This window comes from Halosimplex rubrum, assembly GCF_013415885.1.
In the GTDB taxonomy this organism is placed as follows: Archaea; Halobacteriota; Halobacteria; order Halobacteriales; family Haloarculaceae; genus Halosimplex; species Halosimplex rubrum.
In genome coordinates this window covers 31,265-54,078 of sequence record NZ_CP058910.1, presented here as the reverse complement: position 1 = coordinate 54,078, position 22,814 = coordinate 31,265, and the positions used below count along the sequence as shown (strand labels likewise).

Genomic DNA, 22,814 nt, shown 5'->3' with positions numbered 1-22,814 from the left:
TCCGTCGCCGCGGTAGCCGGTCGCCCCGCTCGCTCAGCGTCGTTCGGGTCGCGACACGTCCCGCGTCGCAACGTCGTCCAGTAGCGTCGCCAGTCGCTCGGCGGCGCGCTCGCGCAGCCACTCGCCGAGCGCCGCACTCCCGTCCCGGGGGTCGCCCACGGTGCCGTTCTCCGAGAACTCCGCCGAGTCGTAGGCGAGGTTCGTCCCGCTCACCCACTCCCCCCAGCCGTCGGCGGCCCCCGCCGCGGCGTCGTCGAGGCGCTCCTCGCGGATCGAGTCGGGATCCACCGCGCGCACGAGCGCGGTCTCGACGGGGCCGCCGTGGCCCATCCGGACCGCGTCGAGGTCGACGGGCGGGGCGTCGGGGTCGCCGGTCCAATCGCGGTCGAGGTCGACGGCGTCGAACCAGGTGAACGGGACGGCGTAGGCGTCGTCGTGGCGCGCGATCCGCCCGCAGACCTCCCGGAGCGGCGCGACGTTACCGCCGTGACCGTTGACGACGACGACGCGGTCCCACCCGTGGTGGGCGAGGCTCCCGACGGTCTCGCGGACGTAGTCGCGGAACGTGTCCTCGCTCACCCACAGCGTCCCCGCGAACTGGCGGTGTTCCTCGGCGACCCCGACCGGGACCGTCGGGGCGACGACGACCTCGCCGTCGGAGGCCTCGACGCCGGCCTCGGCGACGGCCTCGGCTGTCAACGCGTCCGTGCCCAGCGGCGCGTGCGGGCCGTGCTGTTCGGTGCTGCCGACCGGGAGGACGGCCAGGTCCGTCTCGACGGCGTCGGCCTCGGGCCACGTCGATGCCGAGAGGTGCATACCGGTCGCTCGCGGCGCCGACGGTTAAGCGATACGACGCGTGGGTCCGCGCGGCCGGACCACTGCGGGCGCCGACGGCGGTCGGCCGCGGGCTTATCTCGCCGGCGCCCCTACCCGACGGCATGACCGACGACACGGGCGAGATCGGCCCGTCGGATCTCCAGACGCGGATCGACGCCGGAGGGTCCGTCCGCGTGCTCGACGTTCGCGACCGCGACGAGGTCGAGCGGTGGCGTCTCTCCGGCCCGGGCGTCACCCTCACGCAGAAGCCGTACAACCGCTTCCTGCAGGCGAGAGTCACGGACGACCTGGCGGGGTTCGCCGACGACGTCGACGGCGAGGGGCCGATCACCGTCGTCTGCGCTCGCGGCGAGGCCAGCGGCGAGGTCGCGCAGGAACTGGCCGACGCCGGCGTCGAGGCCCGGAACCTCGCCGGCGGGATGGAGGGGTGGGCGCGACTGTTGCTCGCCGTCGAGATCGAGGGGGTGCTCCCCGACGCCCCCGAGGCGACGCTCGTCCAGTATCGTCGCCCCTCCAGCGGCTGTCTCGGGTACGCGCTCGTCGCGGGCGGCGAGGCGGCGGTCGTCGACCCGCTCCGGGCGTTCACCGACCGGTACGTCGCCGACGTGGGCGACCGGGGAGCGGAGATAACGACCGTCGTCGACACGCACGTCCACGCCGACCACGTCAGCGGCCTGCGAGCGCTGGCCGACGCGACCGGGGCGACCCCGGTGATGCCCGCGCCGGCCGTCGAGCGCGGCGTGACCTACGACGTGGAGACGGTCGACGACGGGGACGCCATCGCGGTGGGCGAGGCGTCTCTGGCGGCCGTCCACGCGCCCGGCCACACCACCGGCATGACCGCCTTCGCCGTCGGCGACGCGCTGTTGTCCGGCGACAGCCTGTTCACCGACAGCGCGGTCGGCAAAGCCGACCGCGACGGATCGAGGCGGCGGAGCCGCCTCGCAGGCGTCGCTCGTCCGGATCTGGAGGAGGGATCCGACGAGGAGCCCGCGTTCGCGCGGGAACTCTATCGGACGCTCACCGAGCGCTTCGCCCGGTTTCCCGACGAGACGCTCGTCGCGCCGGGCCACCACGGCGGGGACGCCGCCCCCGACGACGGCGGGACCGTCACCGCCCGGCTGGACGAGTGTCGGGAGCTGCCGATATTCGGCCTCGACGAGGCCGAGTTCGTCAAGCGGGTGACCGAGCGGACGCCGCCGCGACCGGCCAATCACGGGGAGATAATCGCCGTCAACCTCGGTCGGGAGTCCGCCGACAACGCCGCGGCGTTCGAGTTGGAACTCGGGCCGAACAACTGCGCGGCTGCGGCGGCGGACGACTGAGACGGGCAACGGGTCGTCCGGACCGACCGGCGAGGGCTCGTCGAGGGTCCGGGGCTGAGGGGTCGGCGAGAGCGAGGGCGGGGCGCTCAGAACGGGAGCTTCTCGCGGATCTGACCGATGAACGAGTCGTCGTCGGGGTCGACGGGGCCGACGACGCCGTCCTCGGGGACGATCACGGTGCGGTGGTCCTCCTGGTGGGCCTCGATGAGCCCGTCCTCCTTCAGGTCGGCGAGGGCGGTCTCCAGGGTGTCGATGTCGACGTCGACCCGCGACCGGAGCTCGAAGACGGTCATTCCCTCCTCGCGCCGGTCGGCCAGCGCGTCCAGGACCGCGACCTCGGCGTCGTCGCGGTCGCGGTACTCCGGTTTCGCCTGCATACCACTCCCTTCGGCTGGCCGGGTCTTACGTGTATCCCCCGCGACGGCGGTCGCGACGCCCCCGCTCGGCGGGTGTCGGACCGCACGACTGCTCGGTGTTCGGACAAACAGCACGCTTATGGTTCGGAGGGGTCGAACACGTGGTAATGAGTATCAAGTGTTCGCTCCTGGGACACAGCTTCGGCGAGACGACCGTCGAGCGGGAGCGCGAAGAGGAGGGGACGGAAGTCGTCATCACCATCACGGAGATGGAGACCTGTTCCCGCTGCGGCGAGAGCCGCGTGGTCTCGGAGAACAAGGAAGTGACGACCCTCGAGACGCCCGAGGGCGGCGCCGACGAGTTCGAGGCCACGCCCGGCGAGGGCGCCGACGACACCGCCGACGTGGTCGACGCTGGGGAGTCGGCCGACGTGGTCGACGCTGGGGAGTCGGCCGACGTGGCCGAGGCGGGGGGGTCGGCCGACGCTGAGGTGTCGGACGCGAGCGCTGACGAGGTCGGCGCCGACGACGGGGGAGTCGGCGGGAGCGACGCCACGGACGCGGTCATCCTCGACGACGACGCCACCGACGAGTCGTCGGCCCAGGCCGAGGCCCGCGGGGCCGAGACGACCATCCCCGACGCCGAGGGCGGGGCGACCGCCGAGGCCGAGGTCGACGCCGACGAGGACGACGCGGTCATCATCGGCGACGACGAGGGCGACGACCGCGACCCCGGCGAGTGGCCCGACGAGGAGGAGCCCGAAGCCGAGCGACCCGCCGGTGACGAGGGAGACGCCGGCGACGACGGCGATGCGACCGCCGACGAGCGACGGTCGGACGCGGCCGACGACGACCGCGACCCCGGTGAGTGGCCCGACGAGCCGTCGGACCCGGCCGAACGCGCCGGCGAGACCTCCGAGGTCGAGATCCTCGGCGGCGGCGACGACACCGAAACCGACGCCGACGGGTCCCCCTCGGACGGTGGGTCGGCGGGTCCCGACCCCGCCGACGCCTCCGCGACGGGCTCGCGGGACACCGCGAGCGACAGGAGCGACGAAGCGAGCGGTGGGACGGCGGACGACGACGGCGCCGTCGGCGCCTGGCCCGAGGAGGAGGGGCCATCGACCGGCGGCGAGTCGATGGGCGACTGGCCCGAGGAGACCAAGCGCGACCAGCCGACGGACCCCGGTGCCGCCGGGCCATCGCTCGACGGCGAGGAGACGCCGTCGATCACCATCCCCGAGGGGACGTTCAAGTGCTCGGAGTGCGATTTCTCCACGGAGGCCGACGCCACCTCGCTGCGCGCCGGCGACTTCTGTCCGGAGTGTCGACGCGGGACGCTCCTCGAACACGCCGACACCGTCGCCGAGGAGTGACGGCTCGGCCGTCCGAGCGCCCACCGCCGTTCGAACTCGGCCCAGCCGTCGACTCAGGACCGCGACCGCGGTACCGAGCGGCGGCGCCGTCCGGCCCCAGTCGGGGTCGCCGGGAGCGTGGCTCCGCGCGCTCGAAAAAGGTAAGAACGGTGCTCGCAAAGGGTCGCCCATGCGGGAGTACAAGATGCGACGGGGAGAGCACCTCGAAGATCGCATCGAAGACATGGAGGCGACGATCGAGGACTACTTCGGAACCATCTCGACCACCGAGGAATTCAAGGGGAGTGACCTGCACGTGGTCGAGGATCCCGACAATCCGGTGTTCACGCGTATCACCGCCGGCACGGTCGAATACAGCGGCAAGAAGGACAAGCTCGCGGTCGACTTCGAGGAGCGCCCCGCCGAGGAGGTCATCGCGGCGGGCGAGGCCGACGCCGCGGCCGACGCCGTCGACGCGAAAAACGACTTCCTGCTCGAAGCCACCGGCCGCGACGCCAAGAGCCGGCGCGACTCGATGAAACGCTCCGTCGAGGACAGCCCCGACGAAGCCGACGAGGTCTAAACCGGTTCTCGCCGTTGCGACCGCGCGCGGCAAACATAAATACGGCTGTGACGTACTGTCACACATCGCCCGCCCGGAGGCGAGCACGAAGTATCCCGGCCTGAGCCGCTGGAACTGTGGCCATGGGTAGGGCCACTCCACAGTTCCTGTCCGAACCACCTCACGCGAGGCGGTCACACTCGGAATCCGGCGGTTCCGGTAAATGCTTTCTGGCACCTGACAGCGTCGAGAGAGACCGTCCGGTCGACCGGCGGGTCGCCCCCGATGACCCGCCGGTCGCGAACGCGGCGGCCGACACGGCGTGGTTCCGCGGGAACCGGGCGGTCGACGACTCCCGGGCGGCGGCGCGTTACTGCCCGAGCGGGTCGCGGTTGATGGCGACGCCGTGGGGCGTGATGATGAGCTGGTCGTCGCCCTTCTGGGCGATGTCGCCGCCGACCTCGTTTGCGACCTGCTTGAGTTCGTCGGTGATGTGTTCCATCGTCCGGTCTTGGGTCGTGTGGCGCGTGATGTCGGCGATCACCACGTCGCCGTCGTAGACGGCGTCCTTGATGTCGATGACGTCCTGTTTGTCGCCGATCTTCGCGATCCGGACCTGTCGGGAGGCCGCCGTCGCCCCCGCGTCGACGCCGTCGCTCTCGATCTCGACGTAGTCCTCTTTCTGCCGGCTACCCCCGGACTCGCCGAGGATCTTGCTCATAAGTCCCATACACTCTCTCCCGGCCGCTGTCGGTTTGTATTTTACGTCAGACATCCCTCGCCGGCCGGACACTCGTCGGACCCAGCCGTCCGAGCGAACGCCGCCGCACGTCACTGCTCCCACGCCGCGACATGCAGGCGGCCGGCGACCACGTCGCCGGCACCGCGCTGGATCGGGATCGGACGGCTCGCCGTGCTCGCGCTGTCGGGAATACCCATGCCTGAATCCCTGACTTCGCTGCGAACGTCCTCGTGGTCGTGGTCGCCCTGGGGCCCGTAGACGATGTGCCGGACGTTCTCCTCGTGCGGGACCGACGGATCGGGGTTGTCGTAGACGAACAGCGCCTGTCTCTCCCCGTCACCGACCTCGGTCCTGGTGATATTGATGTAGACGTAGTACCCCTCCGGGAGCCCGGACGGGCCGGGCCCGGGCGACGACGAGGGGCCGTACAGCGTCTCCAGCTCCTTTTCCGACGGATAGACGCCCGAGTCCTGGAGCTTGTTCCACACGTCGTCGATGGCCGACTCGGCCACCTCGCGGTCCTGACTGCCCGGCAGCACGTCGGTGGCGTACCCGGCGTAGAGGCTGAGCGCGATCGCCATCGCGGCGACGGCGATCAGCGCCCCCAGCGGCTCTGTCTGGCCCGAGTCACGCCGCGACCAGCGTCGCACGGTACTCACCCCATTTGACGTGTCTGACGACGAGCCGCCCGTCCGCGATACGCCACTTCGGGACCGACGGGTCGTCGACGCTCCGCTCGGCGAACTCCGAGGCGTTGGCGACGTCGCGCCTGAACTCCTCTCTGGGCGTCAGCGGACCCGACGACGAGGACGGGGGCTCCCCGTGGTACTGACTGGCGACCGACTCCCCCTCCAGGACCGCCCTGAGCTCTTCGCTCCCCCGGTCGGCCCACACGGGAACCACCCGAGCGTACGAGAGGCTGGCCCGCGTGGTGCCGCCGTCGTTTTTCATGACGATCGTCTTGTTGGCGACGTACCAGCGGTCGGCGTTGTGCTCGTACTCGGCCGTCGCGTTGTAGCCGCTGGCGGTCACGCGGTCGATAGCGTCGGCCGCCTCGGCGGTGTCCGGCGGCGGCTCCGACGGGAACGACGCGACCACCCCGACGAACGCCAGGCTCACCAGCGCGACGCCGAACCACACGTACCACGCGTCGGCCGGCGACTCCAGCTCCATACCCGGTTTGGTCCCGTCATCGCATTTAAATAGCAACGCGAGGGGTTGGGCCCGGACCGGTCCCACGGGGAGGTGCGGCCGGCTCCGACCGGGGCGGTCACAGGTTGACGACGAAGACGGTTCCCATGACCGCAAGTACGTAGATCGGCGTCGCCGAGACGAGCGAACGGCCGACGTGATACCCCACGAGCGAGCGGTCGAGCCCGTTGCGCAGCCCGATCGAGAGCGTCGTGAGGATCACCGACATCAGGAGGACGTAGACGCCGACGACGAGGCCGAGTTGGTCGGCCGACAGCGCCTGTCCGACCTGGTCGCTGGCGGCCCGTGTGCCCTCGCTGTCGGAGATCCGCTTCGCGAGCGCGACCGTCGCACCGGCGACCAGCGGCCCGAAGTACGCCGCCGTCGAGTCCAGCGTCCCGGTGACCGACGACAGCTCCCGCCTGGCCTCGGCCTCGACCTCCTGGAGCTCCTCGAGGTGGTCGGCCATGGCGACGACGGCGCTCCCCGCCGGTCGCCCCTCGCGGGCGGCGATCGACAGCAGCGACGCCATGCCGTGGGCGCGCGGGCTCGGCACGTCGCTCAGCGAGCCGTACTCGCCGAAGAAGGCCTCGTCGACGGTGACGTGCAGGCGCTCCTGGAGGCCGGCGGCCCGCTCGAACACCGCGCCGGTCTCGCCGGGGACGCGCTCGCCGGCGTGAGCGATGGCGGATTCGACGGCCTGGCCCTCCGAGACCTGCCGCCCGACGAGATACAGCGCGTCGGTGAGGTCCTCCTCGATGTCCCGGACGTGGTCGCGAACGGCCTTGATCGGGCCGAATATCGCGAGGAGAGCGGTCCCCAGCCCGAGCCCGAGCCCGGCGATCGGGGCGAGGAAGCCGAACCCGAGCAGTGCCGTCACGCCGGCGGCGGCGAGCCCGACCGCGAGACCGCCGCCGATCCCCACCAGCCGCTGGTCGTCCACGTCGGGGTGAGCGGTCGTCACCCGGGGCGGCGGGAAGGCGACGGGCCGCCGCTGGAGCAGCCAGACGCTCGCCGCGACCAGTCCCGCCGGCAGCGCCACGTCGTAGATCAGGACGAAGAACTCGATGGGGAGGGAGAACCCGCCGTCGGCCCCGCCGGCGAGCCCGATCGCCGGCACCAGCGCCACCAGCGCGAGCGGGAGCATCACGCCGAAGGCGTACAGCCCCGTCGTCGGGCCGCGGATCTCGCTGGTGAACTGGGCCATCTCCTCGCGGGTGCCGTCGAGGATCGCCCGCAGCGAGCGTTCGAGCGTCCGCTCGCGCTCCTCGGGCGGCGCGTTCTCCGCCGTGGCGAGCAGGTGCGCCGCCCGCTGTAGCGCCGGGAACTCCTCGGCCCAGTCCTCCGCGAAGGAGATCAGTCCGGTCTGGGGCGAGCCGATCGAGCGGTCGATGTGGCTCTCCAGGCTCGCGGCGAGCGGGCCGCGGCCCGTCCGGGCGGCGAACTCGACGGCCGTCTCGGTCGCCGGCTGGATCTGCATCCGCAGGACCGCCCGGCCGATCAGGTTCGGCGTGTCGCCCAGCGCCTCCGTCCGACGGAACCCCGCCAGCACGGTCGGCGCGGTGTGGACGCCGTGGATCACCGCGACCCCGACCGGGAGCGAGAGGACGAGATAGGGGAGCTTCCCGACGGCGAGGAGGACGAGAGCGACCAGCAGCGCCGCGACGACGCCGGCGCCGAACCCCGCCCGGACGACCGTCTCGGGGGTGACCGGCGACTCGACGAACGCGACCGCCTCGACGAGGTCGTCGCTGGTCTCGACCTCGTAGGGGTAGATCCGCGCGAGTCCGCGGACGGCCCCGACTTTCCAGCCCATGCTCACTCGACGCCGCGACCGGCGTAGGCCGCGGCCACCTCCGTCGGCGAGGTCCGCCCGTCCCCGGCGATGGTCTCCAGTCGATCCCCCCGCTCGATGACCGCCTCCCGCACGTCGGCGTAGGACTCGGCGGGCCCGGTCAGCCGGTCGAGAAAGCGGCTCTCACCGCGGTCGATCCGGTCGGTCGAGCGAGCGATGTCGCCCTCGATCTCGTACAGCGGCGCGAAGCGGATCTCGTCGTCGCCGACGATCACCTCCTCGATGGCCGACAGCCGGCGCTTGCGGCCCGTGGGCGTGCGGTAAGCCTGGACCGTCACGACCAGATCGGTCGCGCCGAACGACGACGGCGGCACGCCCAGGTCCGAGACGACCCGCTCGAACACCTCGTCGGCGCCGTCGCCGTGGATGGTCCCCAGCACCGCGTTGGCGTTGGCGCCGACGCGCATCGCCTCGTAGAGGACCTTGGCCTCTTCGCCGCGGATCTCCCCGACCACGAGCGCCCCGTCGCCCAGCCGCAGCGCCGTCCGAAGCGCGTCGGCGGCGGAGATCTCCGGTCCGCCGCCGGTGCCCGTCCGGAGCGGCTGCACGTCCCGGTCGCACTGCTGGAGCCGGTTGACGGGGAGCTCCGGGGTGTCCTCGATGACGACCGTCCGGGTGTCGGGCGTGACCTCGTACAGCAGCGTGCCCAGCAGCGTCGTCTTCCCGGCGCCGCGGGTGCCCGCGATGAGCGCCGCGGCGTTGCGCTCGATGGCGACCGACAGAAAGCCCGCCGCCTCGGCGGGCATCGTCCCGTTGCGGACCAGCTCCGGGAGCGTGAAGGTGTCCTCGGCCTGCTCGCGGAAGGCGAAGGCCACGCCCTCGGCGACCGGGTCGGTGACGCCGGCCACGCGCAGGCCGGTCCCGTTCTCCAGGTCGGCGGTCGCGTCGACGGTCGGTGCCGCCCGCGAGAACGCCCGCCCGCTCGTCCGCCGGATGCGCGAGGCCAGCGCCCCGCCGCCCTCGGCGGTGAGGTGGACGTTCGTCGACATCGACTGGCCGTCGACCTCGACGCGGATCGGGTTCGAACCGACCGGCGACGTGGCGTACACGTCCGTCACCCGCGGGTCCGCGAACAGGTCCTCCAGCACGCCGTAGCCCTGGGTGTGTTTGCCGAGGATCGCCGTCAGGATCGGGTCGACCTCGCCGTCGCTGACGTACTCGATCGCTCGCGAAGCGCGGCGGTCGCCCTCGACCAGCCCCTTCGCGATGGCCTCGTACCCCTCCAGCAGGAGCTCGCGCTGGGCGACCGACAGCGACACGTCCACCACGTCCAGCGAGTACAGCGGGATGGAGTCCTCGCGGCCGTAGACCCGCGCGGTCGACCCCGTCGAGAGCTCGGTCACGTCCCGCAGGCGCGCGCCGTCGTCGACGGCGCGGTCGACGAAGTAGTGACCGACCGTGAGCCCGACCGTCGGCGCGAGCGCGTCGTCGTACGTCTCCACCCCGGCGGCCGCCCCGACCAGCCCGGACTGGGTCGCGATGTCGGCGACCGGCCCGACGCGCTCGTCGACCTCGTCGACGACCGAGAGCGGGTCCGTCGCGGCCGCGCGGGCGAGGCGCTCGTCGCGGTCGCCCAGCAGATCGACGAACCGGCCGGCGGTGCCGAGCAGGTCCAGCGCCCGGTCGCCGTAGCGGTACTCCAGCCCGCTGGCCCGGACGACCAGCCCGTCGACCGTGTGGTCGGCGAGCTCCCGAACGACGGCCGCCCGGCAGTGGGGCGAGGCCCGCAGGTCGCCACTGTTGTCACACCCCGACGCGTCGACCAGCAACACCCCCTCGTCGATGGTCAGATCGCACGTACACGGGGCGTCTTCGTCCCCGTCGTCCTCGACGAGCCCGTCCAGGCCCACCGCGTCGAGGACCGACGCCAGCGACAGCCCCGACCGTCCCGTTGCCATGCCGGGAGTGGCCGCGTGTTCGGTCTTAAACTTCTACACGCCGGCCGATCCCGTGACGGCGACGCTTCGGGAGCCGCTCACCCGCCGACGCGGTGGACCCGGACGATCGGGTCGCGCGTCGACGACACCCGTCCCAGTCGGAAGATGTAGGTCCGATGGCCGGAGACTCGGCCCAGTTCCAGATCGGTGCCATCGGCGCTGACGACCGGAGCGTCGATGTGGACGGTGCGGTTCGGTCGTCCCCCGACCCGGTAGGTGAGGACGCTGTGACCGCGCGTCCCCTCGCGTTCGATCTGAAACAGCAACACGGAGGTGGCCGTCAGCGACGGCGTCGGGAACGTGACTTCGAGGACCCGCTGGGGACCGCGCACGCCCTTCGGCGGGAGGTCCTCCGTCTCGTTGAGCGCGACGGCGGTCTGCTCGAACTGCTCGGCGATACTCCCGACCCGCCGGTCGCTGTTGACGCCGGCGGCGTGGTCGATGGCCGGCATCGCGATACCGACCAGGACGACGGTCAAGATGACCGCCAGGACGACGCGGATCACGGGAGCTTCGAGCGGATCCTCGTCAGGAGGTCGTCCTCGTCGTCGCCGTCGGTCCGGTCGAACGTGTCGGCGAGCGTCCCGTCGTCGGCGTCGTCGCTCGACCCCAGGTCGAGGTCGGCACCGTCGTCGTCCGCGCGCCCGGCCGCGGCCGCTCCGCTCGCACCGGTGCCCGCGTTGCCCTTCGAACCGGCGGCGGCGTCCGCGCCACCACCTGCGCCCGCGGACGCGCCGCGAGCGTTCCGGCCGCCACGACCGCCCGCCGCACCGCCGGCCCGGTCGCGACCGCTCACCACTCGGTCGACGGACCGTTCGGGGTCGTCGGGGGCCGCGCGGGCGCGACCGCTCTCGCTCCCGGCCGCGCCGCGGCCCCGACCGCCCCCGCCCGCGGCCGCCCCCTCGGTGATCGCTTCGAGGTCGCCGACGCGGCGTTCGAGCCGGTCGACGGCCGCGATGGCGGCGTCGGCCTGTTGCTCCACGTCCTCGTTGACCGAGCGGACCCGCCCGACGAACCCCTCGACGGACTCCGAGCGCGCCTCCACGTCGGCGAGCCGCTGCTCGATCTCGTCGATACGGGATTCGAGCCGCTCGAAATCGTCCGCGAGAGTCGCCAGATCGGCGAGTTCGTCCAGCTCGTAGTCGCCGTCGACGACCGCCCGCTCGACCGCCGTCAGCCGCTCGTCCAGGCGCTCGATGTCGGTCATACTCCCCTTGCCCGCCTCATCGTATTTAAACCACAACGCCGCTCTCGGCGGTCTCGGTGCCTCTCGTCGGCGGGTCCGGGCGAGGCCCGAACCGGACGGTGTGGTCGACGGTGCGGGGCCGCTCAGTCGTCGGCGGGGCCGCTCAGTCGTCGTCGGCGGCGGGTCGGTCGGCGTCGGCGGGCCGTTCCTCGTCGATCTCCACGTCGCTGGCGTTGGGGCTGTCCCCGCCGTGTGGCGTCTCGCGGCGGCGGACGTTCGCCGAGTGGACCGTCTCGGTCGCGTCGTCGATCACGATCACCTCGCCGGGGCTCGTGGGGAGTCGCTCGGCCAGCGAGGTCTGCATGTACGTCGGCTGGGCGGCCTCCAGCGCCGCCAGGTCCGCCTCGGAAGTGAGCCGGTGAGAGACCACGATGTCGGACTGGGAGACCGCGACCTCCGAGACGGCGCTGGGTCGCTGGGTCGCGAGCACGAGGCTCACGCCGGGTGCGCGCCCGCGCGTGAGGATCGTCTCGAGCGCGGCCTCGCCGACCCCCTGGAAGAAGGTGTGGGCCTCGTCGATCATGAACCACGGCAGCCGCGGGATCGCCTCGTTCACCCGGGCGCGGTACAGCGCCTCGCCGATACCGCGGACGACGGCGTTCATCGGCGCCGAGTCCAGCCCCGACACGTCGACGACCGTCACCGCGCCGCTGCCCAGCTCTCGGGCGTCCATCCCCTCGGGGTCGAAGATGCCCCACGAGTCGGCGAGCTCGAGGTGGTTGACCGCCGCGCGCTTGTCGACGCCTGGAGCGTCGCTCTCCTCGATCGCCGCACGCATGTCCGCGAGCGTCGCCTCGTCCTGGGCGGCCCGCCAGACGAGCCCGCCCGCGCCGCTCTCGGGGGAGAGATCTAACAGTGCGCACCACGACCGGGGGTCGAGCGTCGTCGCCGTGATCTGCGGGTCGTCGATCACCTCGGCGGGGACGGGCTCGCCCTCGGCGGGCTCGCCCAGCGTCGGGAACACGCCCATCGGGTCGGCGACGACGGGCGCGACCCCGTCGGCCCGCGCGAGCGCCTCGGCGAGGACGCCCAGCGTGTAGGACTTCCCGTAGCCGCGCTTCCCGACGATCAGCGTCGCGTGCGGGCCGTCCAGATCGACGTGCAGCGGCGCGCCGCTGGAGCCGTCCCGCGCCCGGTAGGTGCCCAGACGGCCCGCCGGGGCGTCGTCGTCGGCCTGCACCACCTTTCCGCGCCCGATGACGAACTCCGCCTCGGCCGTCGGTGAACCAGTCACGCCAGTGGATAGTCTCGCGGGCCCACTTGTATCTTCGCTTCAAGGTTTAAATACCAGGACGGGACCAAGACCGGCATGCGGCGCACAACGACGCTGTCGCAGGACGAACGGGCCATCGAAGGATTACCCATCAGGCTCGTCATCGCCCTCGTGGTGGGTGTGGCGAGTCTCGCCATCATGATGCAGATGATCGGGGGGCTCGGGTTCAACGCCCAGCAGGAAGTGACCCTGGAGATCCGGACGGGGTCGCTGGTCGAAGCCGGGAGTAGTAGTCCGAGCGACATCGAGGTCACGGTCGTCACCGAGGACGGCGATCCGGTTCCGAACGCTCAGGTGTTGATGACCTCCGGCACGCTGACTCTGGAGGACAACCCCGTTCCAATGAACGACGGGTCGAGCGGCGCGGCGACGACCGGTGAAGACGGGGAGCTCGAACACGAGGTCCCGTGCGCGGTGAGCAGTTGCAGCTCCGGGACCCAGGTCGACTTCCGTTCCGACCAGGACAAGGGGACGATCAAGTTCGACATCGTCACGCAGGGCGACGGCAACTACAAGGACAAGAAAGACAACCCGACCGTCGTCATCACGCAGTAGCGAACCAGATGAGCGACTCCCCACCGTCCGCGTCGTCGTGCCTCTCGGACCACTCCGAACGGGAGGTCCGTAGCGTCGACTCCTCCGGACCGGGGACGTAGCGACGGGGGACTCTCGAAAACTTCTCAGATACATGTTGTCAGACATTCAGACTACGGGATCGAACCGAATACGGGACCATCTCACGGGGGGATCTATCGCCGTCATCGTCGCAGTGTCCGTCTGCGTCGGCTTCGTCGGGCCGGTGACAGCGCTGGCCCCCGGGTCTACGACGGGCGCCCTCGACGAGATGGCCGGCAGCGGCACGCAGGACGACCCCTACCAGATCACGAACGCGACGGAACTACAGGCGATGAACGAAGACCGGGGCGCGCATTACGTCCTCGTCGAAGACGTCGACGCGAGCGCGACCGCCGACTGGAATCTCGGCGACGGCTTCGATCCGATCGGAACGGTCGACGAACGGAACGCGTTCACAGGCACGTTCGACGGACGGAATCACACGATAACCGGTCTCACGATCGACAGACCGTCGACCAACGGTGTCGGGCTCTTCGCCACCACCGACGAGGCGACGGTCGAGGACGTTCGATTCGAGGGGGCGACCAGCAACGGTCGGCGGGCCGTCGGAGTGCTCGCCGGTCGCGCGCTTGCGACCGACGTCTCCGGCGTCAGCGCCAGCGGCTCCGTCTCCGCCGAGGCGCGGGCCAGCGGGGGACTCCTCGGGGCGGCGGAATCGACCGCGATCCGCCGGTCCCACGCCGACGTCGAAGTGCGCGGGACGGAACTCGTAGCGGGTCTCGTCGGTTTCAGCGCTGAAGGGTCGATCGGCCTCTCGTCCGCCAGTGGCCCCGTCACGGGGACACGGAAGGTCGGTGGCCTGGTCGGTACCAACGGCGAAGGGAACACGGTGGAGCGCTCGTACGCGACCGGATCCGTCAGCGGCGATGCGACCGTCGGCGGACTGGTCGGGACGGCCGCTGGCGGAGAGCTGTCGAGGTCCTTCGCAACCGGCGCCGTCGACGGTGACGGACCCGTCGGTGGTCTGATCGGCTACAGCGAGGCGACGACGGCCGACCTGTACTGGGACCGGGACACGTCCGGAACAAGTGTCGCGGTCGGAGAGGGGAGCGGCTCGGGAACCGGGTTGTCGACGGACCGGATGAGCGGTGTGGACGCCCGCTCGAACGCGGATTCACTGGCGTTCGGACTGGTCTGGACCGCGACCGACGGCTATCCGATACTCGGAACGGAAGTCGATAGCGTCGACCTCTCCGTTCCGAACCAGGTGATCACCGACCGAACGACGACCGCGACCGTCCGCGTCTCGCTCGCCGCCGGTCGAACCGTCACCGCGACCGAGACGGCGGACTACGATACCAACCAGTCGTTCCTCTCGGTCGGCCGTGGCGTTCTGGAAACGTCCGGCACGGGGACGGCCGAACTGACCGCCGCGGTCGCGGATCACTCCGACAGCGCGGTCGTCTCCGTGGTCACGCCGCCGGACATCTCCGTCGAGAGCCGCTCGCTGCGCTACGACCGCGTCGGATCGGAGACGGCGGCGCCGGTCGACGTGACGCTCACCAACGACGGCGGCGCCGACGGCACCTTCGACGTGGTGCTGTCGATCAACGGCACCGTCGAGGAGACCCGAACTGTGACGGTTCCGGGGCACTCGACGACGACGGTCCAGCTCAACTACTCCGCGCCCGCGATGGGGGCCCACCCGGTCGCGGTCAACGGGAGTTCGCTGGGCGACCTCACCGTCGTCGAGGAACCCGAGACGAGCGTCGCGTCGGCCTCCGTCTCGGAGAGCCCGCTGGCGGTCGGGAACAGTACGACCGTCGAGGCGACCATCGACAACGCTGGCGACGCCGCGGCCGGTCACACGGTCGAACTGACCGCTGACGGCGAGACGGTCGCGACGAAGACCGTCGTCGTCCCGGCCGACGGCGCCACGGTGCGGTTCAACTACACCGGCGACTCGGTCGGCGAGTACGACCTCGCCGTCGGCGGCACGAGCGCCGGGACGCTGACCGTCGCCGAGCTGGGGTCGGTCTCGGTCGAGAGCGTCTCCGTCCCCGACTCGGTCGAAGCCGGCGCGTCCTACGAGGTGACGGTGACGGTGGCAAACTCCGGCGGCCTGGCGCTCTCGTCGGACGTGGCCTACAGCGTCGGCGGCAGTGCGGTCGGCACCGAGGCCGTCGAGGTGCCCGCCGACGGCGCGACGGTCTCCTTCGAGGCGACCGCACCGGAAGACAGCGGATCGATCGACCACAGCGTGACCGCTGGCGACGCCGAGTGGACCGGCTCGTCCGCGGTCGATGTCGAGACGCCCACGCCGACCGCGACCGCGGGGTCGAACGGTGACGGCGGTGACGGCGAGGCCGCAGACGGTGGCTCGAACGACGGCGGCGACGCCACGGCGACCAGCGGCGACGGCCCCGGCTTCGGCGCCGGCGCCGCGGTGGTCGCACTGCTCGCGCTCGTCGCGGCGACGCGGTATCGACGACGCTCGCGGTGACGCGACTCGAGGACACGGACACAGACACAGATGACACGAACTGGGTTCGGTGGGAACGGATGAATCGGACGCGCGCGGCGCGGGGCCTCGCGCTCGTCGCGCTGGTGGTCGTCTCGGTGGTCGGCCCGACGGTCGGGCTCGCGGCCGCGAACGAACAGCAACGGACCACGTCGTCGCCGCTCTCGGAGATGGAGGGAAGCGGGACGCCCCGGGACCCGTACGTGATCACGACGGTCGAACAGCTACAGGCGATGAACGAGGACCTGACCGCCCACTACGCGCTCGGGAGCGACATCGACGCGAGCGTGACCGAGACGTGGAACGCCGGGAACGGGTTCGACCCGGTCGGTGGCGAGAACGGCGCGTTCCGCGGCTCGTTCGACGGCAACGGACGGGCGCTCTCGGAGCTGACGATCGTCCGGCCGCAGGCGGCCAACGTCGGGCTGTTCGGTCTGACCACGGGCACGGTTCAGAACGTCTCCTTGCGCGACGTGACCGTCAACGGCAACCAGAACATCGGCGCACTGGCCGGCGTCAACTCGGGGTCGATCACGGGGTCGTCGGCCACCGGCACCCTGCGGGCGACGGGATCGAACGTCGGCGGCCTCGTCGGCGTCAACGACGGCCAGATCGTCGCTTCGTACGCGGACGCGTCGGTCGCGGGGTCGGAGGTCGTCGGCGGGCTCGCCGGCGCGAGCAACGGCCCGATCCGCGGTTCGTACGCCACGGGGACCGTCGGCGCGACCCGGACGGCCGGCGGTCTCGTCGGCGCCAACAGCAACGCCGTGACGGCCTCCTACGCGACCGCGACGGTCGACGTCGACCAGGTTGCCGGCGGCCTCGTCGGGACGAACTCCGGGACGATCCGGACCTCCTTCGCGGCGAGCGAGGTCGACGGCAACGCCACCGTCGGCGGCATCGCCGGGACGAACGGCAACAGCATCGTCGGCCAGACCTACTGGGACGAGGGCGTCGCCGAGGTGAACGACTCCGCCGGCGACGGCGCCGGCATCGGGACGGCGCTGTCGACGGCCGAACTGACGGGCGAGGGCGCGCTGTCGAGCCTCGACGGTTTCGACGCGGCGAACATCTGGACGACGACCGAGGAGTACCCGGTCCACCAGTGGGAGCGACCGGCCGTCGACCCGCTCGACCAGTGGCAGGTGCCGACGCCGACGGCGGCGCCGCCCACGCCGACGCAGACGCCGACCGCGGCGCCGACGCCCTCGCCGACGCCGACGTCCTCGGGCGGGGCGTTCGCCGTCGGTCCCGGGTTCGGCCCGGTCGCCGTCCTGGTGGCCGTCGCGGCGCTGGCGGTGCTGGCGGTGCGACGGCCGTGAGGAGTCACGCACGAACGAACACGACGGACACACGATACATGACAGATACGGATGGCTTCGCTACCAGTTGAAGTGCTACTGGGGATCTCCTTCGGTCTGCTCGTCGGGCTCGTCCCGGCGTTCGCGGTGGGGCTGGGGAGTTTCCTGGTCGAGTACTACGGTGGGTACACCGCGCCGGGGGCGGCGGCCGTGCTGGTCGCCCTGCCGCTGGCCGGTGCGAACGGCTACGCCGTCGGCCTCGTCGGGACGACGGTCGAACAGGTGCCGCGGCTGCTGATCGCCGCGCTCGTGGCGCTGCTGCTCGCGCTGTACGCCAACAGCCAGGGGAGTTCCCTCGCCGCCGAACTGCCGCGGGACCTCTCGCAGGCGACGCGCGCTCGGCGGACGCTCTCCGCCGCGGCGATTGAGGACGTCGACGGGTCGGGGCAGGTGACCGTCCGCGCCAGCGGCGAGATCCGCGACATCGAGGGGTACCCGTCGCTGTCGCCGGCGCTGCGAACGACCCTGGAGACGGGTGCCTGGCGGCTGCCGGCGGACCTGCCGCTCGCGGAACTGGAGACCCGTCTGGAGGACCGGCTCCGGAGCGACCACGACCTGGCCGACGCGGCGGTGTCGATCGACGCGCGCGGCCGGGCTTCGGTCGCCGCCGCGCCGCCCGCCCGGAACCTGGCCGAGCGAGTCCCCGACGGCTGGCGCGCGGTGTCGTTCTCGGCGCTGTTGCCCACGGGGCTGTCGCCAGGCGACGAAGCCGTCGTCGACGCGGGCGACGCCGCCGTCGACGGGCACGTACTCAGCGTGCGCACCGATACCGACCGCGGGAGCGCCGACGCCGACACCGACGCGTCGGACGCGACGGCGACGGTCGAGGGGGCGGGCGAGGCGACGACGCGCAAGCGGGCGCGCTCGGAGACGGCCGGCGGTCGCGGTCGCGTGACCGTCGCGGTACGCACGAGCGACGCGCGGACGGTCCTCGGCGAGGACGAGGCCGCGGTCCGCGTCACCTCCCAGGGGACGAGCCACGTCTTCGAGGCGTTCTCGCAGCTCGAACGCGCGGGCCAGGCCGTCCGGCGCGTCCGGTTGAGCGAGGCGGACCGGGAGGCGCTGACCGACGACCCCGACCTGTCGGCCGTCGGCGTCCGGCGGGCCGGCGAAGACGGCCGCGGCTGGCGGTTCGACCCCGACGAGGTGGCCGTCGAGGACGCCGACGAGGCGTTCGTCGTCGGTGCCGACGGGAGCGAACGCATCCGGGCGCTCTCGGAGGACGAGGCGCCACCGACCGGAGCCGCCAGCGAGTGGGCGGCCGGGGCGGGGGTGGAGCCGTGAGCGTCGCCGTCCCGCTGCAGTTGGCCTCCGAGTGGACGACTACGGCGCTGCTGCGGATCCTCGGGTTCGCGCTGTACGCGAGCGTGGTCGCGATGGGCGTCTCCTTCCTCTATCGCGGCTACAGCACGCGCCCGCTCCCGGTCGGCGTCGGCGTCGTCGTCGGCCTCTCTTTCGTCACGATGTCGCTGAACATCGACGCCGTCGCGCGGGCGTCGATCATCGGCGACACGGCGAAGCTTCACTACGCCACCGCGTCGTACCTGCTGGGCGTGTTCGCCGTCGGCGCCGTCGGCGCCGACGCGGGTCGCCGCATCGGCGACCACCTCGCCGCGAACGTGTTCGACGTGACCCGCGTCGACGCCGGCGGGCAGGTGGCGCGGCTCGTCCAGTCGGCCGGGCTGGTCGTCGAACTCGAACTCCCGGAGACCGTCGACGACATCGACGGCTACCCGCCGGTCGACGAGGAGACCGAGCGCGCGCTGGCCGGCCGACGGATGCGGTTCCCGCGGCGGCTCTCCGAGTCGAAACTGGAGTCGCGGCTGGCGGCGCGACTGGAGCGGGACTTCGACGTGGGTCACGTCCACGCCGCGATCGAGCCGGACCTGACGGTCTCGTCGCTGGCGGTCGGGCGCCGCCCGTCGGGGATCGGGCCGTCGCTCCCCCCGGGGACCGTCGCCGTCGCCGTCTCCGGCGACCCCGCGCCCGACGCCAGCACGGGCGACCCGGTGGAGGTCTGGACCGGCGGCGAGGACGGCGGGGACCTCGTCGCGACGGGCAAGTTCCGGGCCAGCGTCGGCGACGTGGCGACGGTCGCGGTCGGCGCCGACGACGCCGACGCGTTCGACCCCGACGACTCCTACCGGCTGGTCACGCGACCGGACACCGCCGAGGACGTGAACGAACTCGTCGCGACCGTCTGGGAGGCCGACGAGACCGTCACCGCCGTCACCGTCGACGAGGGCGACCCCCTCCAGGGGGAGTTCGTCGACTGGCTGCCCGTCTCCGTGCTCACCGTCGTCCGCGACGGCGAGCCGATCCCCTTCCCGGCCGACAACGAGACGCTGGCCGTCGGCGACACCGTCTACGTCCTCGGGACGCCGGCCGGCCTGCACCGCCTCGCCGAGTACGAACCCGAACGCGAACCGGGCGACCGACCCGCGGACGCCGACGACGCGGAGCGACCTGCGGCCGACGGCGACGACGCGGCCGCGGAGGCGGGCGGCGACGACGGGGGCCTCGCGTCGATGTTCTCCGACGACTGAGTCGGGCCCCGGTCGCTTCCGTCGGTCCACCCCGAACGGGTCGACCCCGGTCGGCCCGCTCGATCGGTGAAAACCGGCCGTTGAGACGTTTCACCGCCCGACTTCGGGACCCCTCGTGTTGAACTTTATACGGGAACGGGCGGCCAAAGACGGTATGCAGGAAGCGGAGGCGATCGGAGAGACGGTCGAGCGAAACGGGGTGACGTTCGTCACGGCGACCGTGTCCCACGACCGGGGGACGGCGCAGGTCGTCCGGCTGGAAAACCGGCTGGACGGGCCGGTGTGGCCGCCGCGGCTCGGCGACCAGACGGCGCCGGCGTGGACCGACGGGACGTGGGAGGCACGCGTCGGGCCCGACCAGGCGCTGGGGGTCGGCTACGCGACGCCGGCGCCGCCGCGCGAGGACGGCGCGCCGCTGTCGGTCGTCTCGGTGACCCGCGCGGGCGAGACCGACGGCGCCGACCCCGAGGCGGTGCTCGCGTCGCTCGACGACTGGTCGCCGCCGAGCGACGCGTTGGACCGATGATCCTCGCGGTCTGCGGCGGGAAGGGCGGCGTCGGCAAGTCCACCGTCTCGCTGAACCTCGCCCGCGAACTCGACGCGGTCGCCGTCGACGCCGACCTGGCGACGCCGGACCTGCCCCGCGGGCGCGGTCCCGACCTCCACGACGTGCTCGCCGGGCGCGCGGCGCCGCTGGAGGCCGTCGAGGCGGTCGACGAGATCGACCTACTCCCCTGCGGCCGGACGCTGGCCGGGGCGCGAGCGGCGGACCTGACGGAGCTCCCGAAGGCGCTGGAGCTGGTCGACCGCCAGTTCGGTCGCGTGGTCGTCGACTGCCCCGCGGGGCTGGCCCGCGACGTGGGCTATCAGATCCACGGCGCCGACGCGGTCGTCCTCGTGACGACGCCCGACCGACCGGCGCTGCTCAACGCCTTCCGCACGCGCCACCTCGCCGGCGAACTCGACACGCCGGTCGCGAGCGTCGTCGTCAACAGGGCGACCGCCGACGAGGACCGCGCGATCGCCGCCCGCGCCGAGGACGAACTCGGCGCGCCGACGACGCTCGTCCCGCGGCGCGAGCCGCTGGCCGAGTCGTTCCAGGCGGGGACGCCCCTCCGGGACTTCGATCCGGACTCCGGCGCGCTGACCGCCTTCGAGACGCTGACCGAGCGCATCGAGGAGAGCGAGCGACAGATCGCCGGGGACGCCGAACCTGTCTGAGCCGCGACCCCCGACGACCGACGCTTCTCGTCCCCGTCGATATCGAGACGCCCGACACCGCGAACCGGGAGTGCGGTTCTTCGGCGGGCGGCCGCCTCCGGAGACGACCCTCGCCGAAGCGCGACCGGACGTGCTCAGTCGTCGTCGGACCCGTCCGCGTCGAGCGCGGCCCGCCGGTCGACCGGCGACGCGTCGCCGTCCTGTCGGCGACCGACACCGCGGTCGCCCCGACCACCGCGGCCGGCGTCGCCGGCGGACGCGTCACCCGACTCGCCGGCGACGAGTGCTTCGGCGGGCGCTTCCCGACCACCGGCGCCGCGGAACTTCCGCACGGTGACGGGGTCCGCGCCCGCGCCGGTCGACTCGACGTCGAACACCGCGTCGGCGACGTGTTCGGTCGTCGCGCGGTTCTCGGGCGTGTCCGGACGGCGCAGACAGTGCAGGACGGCGACGCTGTTCGTCTCCAGCATCCGCGCCTTCAGATCGTTGAGGAACTCGCGGTAGGTGTCGCGGTCGGCGCGTTCGAGCGCGGCCGTCGCGTCGACGACGACGTTCGACCCGTTGGGCAGCTCGCCGACCAGCCGCTCGGTCTCGGCGACGGCGTCGTCGGTCAGGTACCGGACGGTCGGGCTGCCGACGGGGACCGCCGTCGCGTCGAGGGCGTCGCGGACCGCGCGCTCGCCGCGCTCGGTCGAGACGTACAGCGTCCCGCGGTCGGCGGTCAGCCCGTACAGCAACTGCTCGGACTGGCTCGCGGGGTCGGCCTCGACGACCGCGACGCTCCCCGGTGCCAGCCCGCTCAGATCCGCCCGTCGGGTGGTCAGCCCGGCGCAGCCGTCCGGCGCGCCACCGGTGGCCGACCCCGTTCCGGCCCCTTCGGCGGTCGCGGTCCCCTCGACGGCCCCACCGGTCCCGTCGGTAGCCACTCCGTTCCCGCCTGCCGGCCCGTCCCGCACCGGCGGGCTCGTGTCCCCGTCACCACCGGTGTCGTCGGTCGCTCGGTCGCGCTCGTCGACTCGCTGACCGTCGTCACCCGCCTCGCGGTCGTCTGTCGACGACCGCGAGGGTTCCTCCGCCGGCCGATCCGGTCGGCCCTCGCCGTCGTCCGCCCGGGTACCGTCGTGTCGATCGGTCGCGGCGTCCCCGCGCGGGCGGTCCGGAGCGACCTCGGCATCGTCCGGTTCGCCGGCATCCGCGGGCGCGACGGCGGTCATGGCCGCGAGTTCGTCGGCGGCGCGCTCGTACTCGGCGCGGGCCTCGTCGTCGGTCAGCGGCGACGCCGACTCGGGGACGACCGCGAGGACCGGCACCTCGAAGCGGGCGTGGAACGCCTCGGGGACGGCCGAACAGTGGGTGAACACCGCGCCGGCGACGGGCACGTCGAGCCGGCGCGCGATGTCGATGGTCGTCCCGGCGGCGTCGAGGCTCTGGTCGCTGCCGGTCGTGACGACGACGACGCCGTCGGCGACCGCGAGCGCCTCCACCACGTCCGGGCCGGCCCCCGAGGGGCAGTCCAGCAGGACCTCGGTCGCGCCGGCGTCGAGCCACTCCAGCGCGGCGTCGAGTTCGGCGTTCTCCGTCGGCTTCTGTCCCGGCAGTACGTGTGCGCCGTCGGCCTCGGGCGCCGCCTGCGCGAGGGCGTGCCAGCCGGTCTGGCGGTCCAGCCCGGCGACGGTCGGCTCGCGTTCGACGCCCGCCACGACGTGCAGATCCGGTAGCTGGCGGTCGGCGTCGACGGCCAGCGTCTGGACGCCCGAGCGGGCGAAGGCCGCCGCGAGCCCGAGCGTCGTCGTCGTCTTGCCACAGCCTCCTTTCGCGCCCGCGATCGCTATCATGCCCCTAGTGGTCGCGTCTTCCGTTTTGAATGTACACACGACCGCCCCCGTTTCGCGCCGGGGGCGATCGCCGGT

The 22,814-nt window shown here is 72.4% G+C and carries 21 protein-coding genes; 10 read left to right on the top strand and 11 right to left on the bottom strand.

Annotated elements, in window-relative coordinates; all coding sequences use genetic code 11:
• Positions 1 to 33: 33 nt before the first annotated feature.
• Positions 34 to 816: a creatininase family protein gene (locus HZS55_RS00290; RefSeq protein WP_179909780.1), complete on the bottom strand. Its 783-nt coding sequence runs from the start codon at positions 814 to 816 to the stop codon at positions 34 to 36.
• 122 nt (positions 817 to 938) lie between these two features.
• Between HZS55_RS00290 and HZS55_RS00285 the strand changes: the two genes are divergently transcribed.
• On the top strand, positions 939 to 2,162 hold the full coding sequence (locus tag HZS55_RS00285; RefSeq protein ID WP_179909779.1) for an MBL fold metallo-hydrolase: 1,224 nt from the start codon (positions 939 to 941) through the stop codon (positions 2,160 to 2,162).
• Between the two features lie 86 nt (positions 2,163 to 2,248).
• Here the strand turns inward: HZS55_RS00285 and HZS55_RS00280 are convergent, their stop codons facing one another.
• The gene (locus tag HZS55_RS00280; RefSeq protein WP_179909778.1) at positions 2,249 to 2,539 is read right to left on the bottom strand and encodes a DUF6432 family protein; all 291 of its coding nucleotides are present in this window, start codon (positions 2,537 to 2,539) and stop codon (positions 2,249 to 2,251) included.
• Between the two features lie 146 nt (positions 2,540 to 2,685).
• Here HZS55_RS00280 and HZS55_RS00275 point away from each other — a divergent pair, with 146 nt between their 5' ends.
• Both HZS55_RS00275 and HZS55_RS00270 read left to right on the top strand, forming a co-directional pair.
• Positions 2,686 to 3,894, top strand: coding sequence for a DUF7093 family protein (locus tag HZS55_RS00275; protein WP_179909777.1), 1,209 nt, complete (start codon positions 2,686 to 2,688; stop codon positions 3,892 to 3,894).
• A 169-nt stretch (positions 3,895 to 4,063) separates the two neighbouring features.
• Positions 4,064 to 4,456 carry a DUF5611 family protein gene (locus tag HZS55_RS00270; protein ID WP_179909776.1) on the top strand — a complete coding sequence of 131 codons (393 nt, stop codon included), beginning with the start codon at positions 4,064 to 4,066 and terminating at the stop codon, positions 4,454 to 4,456.
• Positions 4,457 to 4,805: 349 nt separating this feature from the next.
• On the opposite strand, the gene HZS55_RS00265 is transcribed toward HZS55_RS00270, so the two are convergent.
• From HZS55_RS00265 to HZS55_RS00230, 8 genes are all read right to left on the bottom strand, one after another.
• The gene (locus tag HZS55_RS00265) at positions 4,806 to 5,165 is read right to left on the bottom strand and encodes a cell division protein SepF (protein ID WP_179909775.1); all 360 of its coding nucleotides are present in this window, start codon (positions 5,163 to 5,165) and stop codon (positions 4,806 to 4,808) included.
• Positions 5,166 to 5,266: 101 nt separating this feature from the next.
• Positions 5,267 to 5,827, bottom strand: a complete 561-nt coding sequence (locus HZS55_RS00260; protein ID WP_179909774.1) for a DUF7285 family protein — start codon at positions 5,825 to 5,827, stop codon at positions 5,267 to 5,269.
• A complete protein-coding gene (locus tag HZS55_RS00255; RefSeq protein WP_179909773.1) occupies positions 5,805 to 6,350 on the bottom strand; it encodes a DUF7283 family protein in 546 nt (181 codons plus the stop codon). Before HZS55_RS00255 ends, HZS55_RS00260 begins: the two co-directional genes overlap by 23 nt.
• A gap of 97 nt (positions 6,351 to 6,447) precedes the next feature.
• Positions 6,448 to 8,184 carry a type II secretion system F family protein gene (locus tag HZS55_RS00250; protein WP_179909772.1) on the bottom strand — a complete coding sequence of 579 codons (1,737 nt, stop codon included), beginning with the start codon at positions 8,182 to 8,184 and terminating at the stop codon, positions 6,448 to 6,450.
• Between the two features lie 2 nt (positions 8,185 to 8,186).
• Positions 8,187 to 10,121, bottom strand: coding sequence for a type II/IV secretion system ATPase subunit (locus HZS55_RS00245; protein WP_179909771.1), 1,935 nt, complete (start codon positions 10,119 to 10,121; stop codon positions 8,187 to 8,189).
• Positions 10,122 to 10,198: 77 nt separating this feature from the next.
• Complete coding sequence (locus HZS55_RS00240) at positions 10,199 to 10,666, bottom strand: DUF7311 family protein (protein WP_179909770.1); 468 nt, start codon at positions 10,664 to 10,666, stop codon at positions 10,199 to 10,201.
• Positions 10,663 to 11,367: a DUF7310 family coiled-coil domain-containing protein gene (locus tag HZS55_RS00235; RefSeq protein ID WP_179909769.1), complete on the bottom strand. Its 705-nt coding sequence runs from the start codon at positions 11,365 to 11,367 to the stop codon at positions 10,663 to 10,665. The genes HZS55_RS00240 and HZS55_RS00235 overlap by 4 nt, the downstream gene beginning before the upstream one ends.
• A 142-nt stretch (positions 11,368 to 11,509) precedes the next feature.
• A complete protein-coding gene (locus HZS55_RS00230; protein ID WP_394353545.1) occupies positions 11,510 to 12,640 on the bottom strand; it encodes an ATP-binding protein in 1,131 nt (376 codons plus the stop codon).
• A gap of 75 nt (positions 12,641 to 12,715) precedes the next feature.
• Here HZS55_RS00230 and HZS55_RS00225 point away from each other — a divergent pair, with 75 nt between their 5' ends.
• The 7 genes from HZS55_RS00225 (at position 12,716) to HZS55_RS00195 (ending at position 20,904) form a co-directional block, all read left to right on the top strand.
• A complete protein-coding gene (locus HZS55_RS00225) occupies positions 12,716 to 13,234 on the top strand; it encodes a hypothetical protein (protein ID WP_179909768.1) in 519 nt (172 codons plus the stop codon).
• Positions 13,235 to 13,448: 214 nt separating this feature from the next.
• On the top strand, positions 13,449 to 15,758 hold the full coding sequence (locus tag HZS55_RS00220) for a CARDB domain-containing protein (protein ID WP_179909767.1): 2,310 nt from the start codon (positions 13,449 to 13,451) through the stop codon (positions 15,756 to 15,758).
• A gap of 59 nt (positions 15,759 to 15,817) precedes the next feature.
• On the top strand, positions 15,818 to 17,098 hold the full coding sequence (locus HZS55_RS00215) for a M26 family metallopeptidase (RefSeq protein ID WP_179909766.1): 1,281 nt from the start codon (positions 15,818 to 15,820) through the stop codon (positions 17,096 to 17,098).
• 51 nt (positions 17,099 to 17,149) lie between these two features.
• Positions 17,150 to 18,421, top strand: a complete 1,272-nt coding sequence (locus tag HZS55_RS00210) for a potassium transporter TrkA (RefSeq protein ID WP_218927259.1) — start codon at positions 17,150 to 17,152, stop codon at positions 18,419 to 18,421.
• Positions 18,418 to 19,683 carry a cation:proton antiporter regulatory subunit gene (locus tag HZS55_RS00205; RefSeq protein WP_179909765.1) on the top strand — a complete coding sequence of 422 codons (1,266 nt, stop codon included), beginning with the start codon at positions 18,418 to 18,420 and terminating at the stop codon, positions 19,681 to 19,683. The genes HZS55_RS00210 and HZS55_RS00205 overlap by 4 nt, the downstream gene beginning before the upstream one ends.
• Before the next feature lie 154 nt (positions 19,684 to 19,837).
• Positions 19,838 to 20,209 carry a DUF7857 domain-containing protein gene (locus HZS55_RS00200; RefSeq protein ID WP_179909764.1) on the top strand — a complete coding sequence of 124 codons (372 nt, stop codon included), beginning with the start codon at positions 19,838 to 19,840 and terminating at the stop codon, positions 20,207 to 20,209.
• A complete protein-coding gene (locus HZS55_RS00195; RefSeq protein WP_179909763.1) occupies positions 20,206 to 20,904 on the top strand; it encodes a MinD/ParA family ATP-binding protein in 699 nt (232 codons plus the stop codon). Before HZS55_RS00200 ends, HZS55_RS00195 begins: the two co-directional genes overlap by 4 nt.
• A 134-nt stretch (positions 20,905 to 21,038) precedes the next feature.
• Here the strand turns inward: HZS55_RS00195 and HZS55_RS00190 are convergent, their stop codons facing one another.
• The gene (locus HZS55_RS00190; RefSeq protein WP_179909762.1) at positions 21,039 to 22,739 is read right to left on the bottom strand and encodes a DUF7125 family protein; all 1,701 of its coding nucleotides are present in this window, start codon (positions 22,737 to 22,739) and stop codon (positions 21,039 to 21,041) included.
• Between the last annotated feature and the right edge of the window lie 75 nt (positions 22,740 to 22,814).

What these genes read in the sequence shown, in the direction of transcription:
- HZS55_RS00200 (WP_179909764.1), top strand. Translation starts at nt 19,838, where the DNA reads ATGCAGGAAGCGGAGGCGATCGGAGAGACGGTCGAGCGAAACGGGGTG.
- HZS55_RS00210 (WP_218927259.1), top strand. Translation starts at nt 17,150, where the DNA reads ATGGCTTCGCTACCAGTTGAAGTGCTACTGGGGATCTCCTTCGGTCTG.
- HZS55_RS00255 (WP_179909773.1), bottom strand. Translation starts at nt 6,350, where the DNA reads ATGGAGCTGGAGTCGCCGGCCGACGCGTGGTACGTGTGGTTCGGCGTC.
- HZS55_RS00215 (WP_179909766.1), top strand. Translation starts at nt 15,818, where the DNA reads ATGAATCGGACGCGCGCGGCGCGGGGCCTCGCGCTCGTCGCGCTGGTG.
- HZS55_RS00275 (WP_179909777.1), top strand. Translation starts at nt 2,686, where the DNA reads ATGAGTATCAAGTGTTCGCTCCTGGGACACAGCTTCGGCGAGACGACC.
- HZS55_RS00225 (WP_179909768.1), top strand. Translation starts at nt 12,716, where the DNA reads ATGCGGCGCACAACGACGCTGTCGCAGGACGAACGGGCCATCGAAGGA.
- HZS55_RS00235 (WP_179909769.1), bottom strand. Translation starts at nt 11,367, where the DNA reads ATGACCGACATCGAGCGCCTGGACGAGCGGCTGACGGCGGTCGAGCGG.
- HZS55_RS00285 (WP_179909779.1), top strand. Translation starts at nt 939, where the DNA reads ATGACCGACGACACGGGCGAGATCGGCCCGTCGGATCTCCAGACGCGG.
- HZS55_RS00190 (WP_179909762.1), bottom strand. Translation starts at nt 22,739, where the DNA reads ATGATAGCGATCGCGGGCGCGAAAGGAGGCTGTGGCAAGACGACGACG.
- HZS55_RS00290 (WP_179909780.1), bottom strand. Translation starts at nt 816, where the DNA reads ATGCACCTCTCGGCATCGACGTGGCCCGAGGCCGACGCCGTCGAGACG.
- HZS55_RS00250 (WP_179909772.1), bottom strand. Translation starts at nt 8,184, where the DNA reads ATGGGCTGGAAAGTCGGGGCCGTCCGCGGACTCGCGCGGATCTACCCC.
- HZS55_RS00245 (WP_179909771.1), bottom strand. Translation starts at nt 10,121, where the DNA reads ATGGCAACGGGACGGTCGGGGCTGTCGCTGGCGTCGGTCCTCGACGCG.
- HZS55_RS00270 (WP_179909776.1), top strand. Translation starts at nt 4,064, where the DNA reads ATGCGGGAGTACAAGATGCGACGGGGAGAGCACCTCGAAGATCGCATC.
- HZS55_RS00265 (WP_179909775.1), bottom strand. Translation starts at nt 5,165, where the DNA reads ATGGGACTTATGAGCAAGATCCTCGGCGAGTCCGGGGGTAGCCGGCAG.
- HZS55_RS00195 (WP_179909763.1), top strand. Translation starts at nt 20,206, where the DNA reads ATGATCCTCGCGGTCTGCGGCGGGAAGGGCGGCGTCGGCAAGTCCACC.
- HZS55_RS00280 (WP_179909778.1), bottom strand. Translation starts at nt 2,539, where the DNA reads ATGCAGGCGAAACCGGAGTACCGCGACCGCGACGACGCCGAGGTCGCG.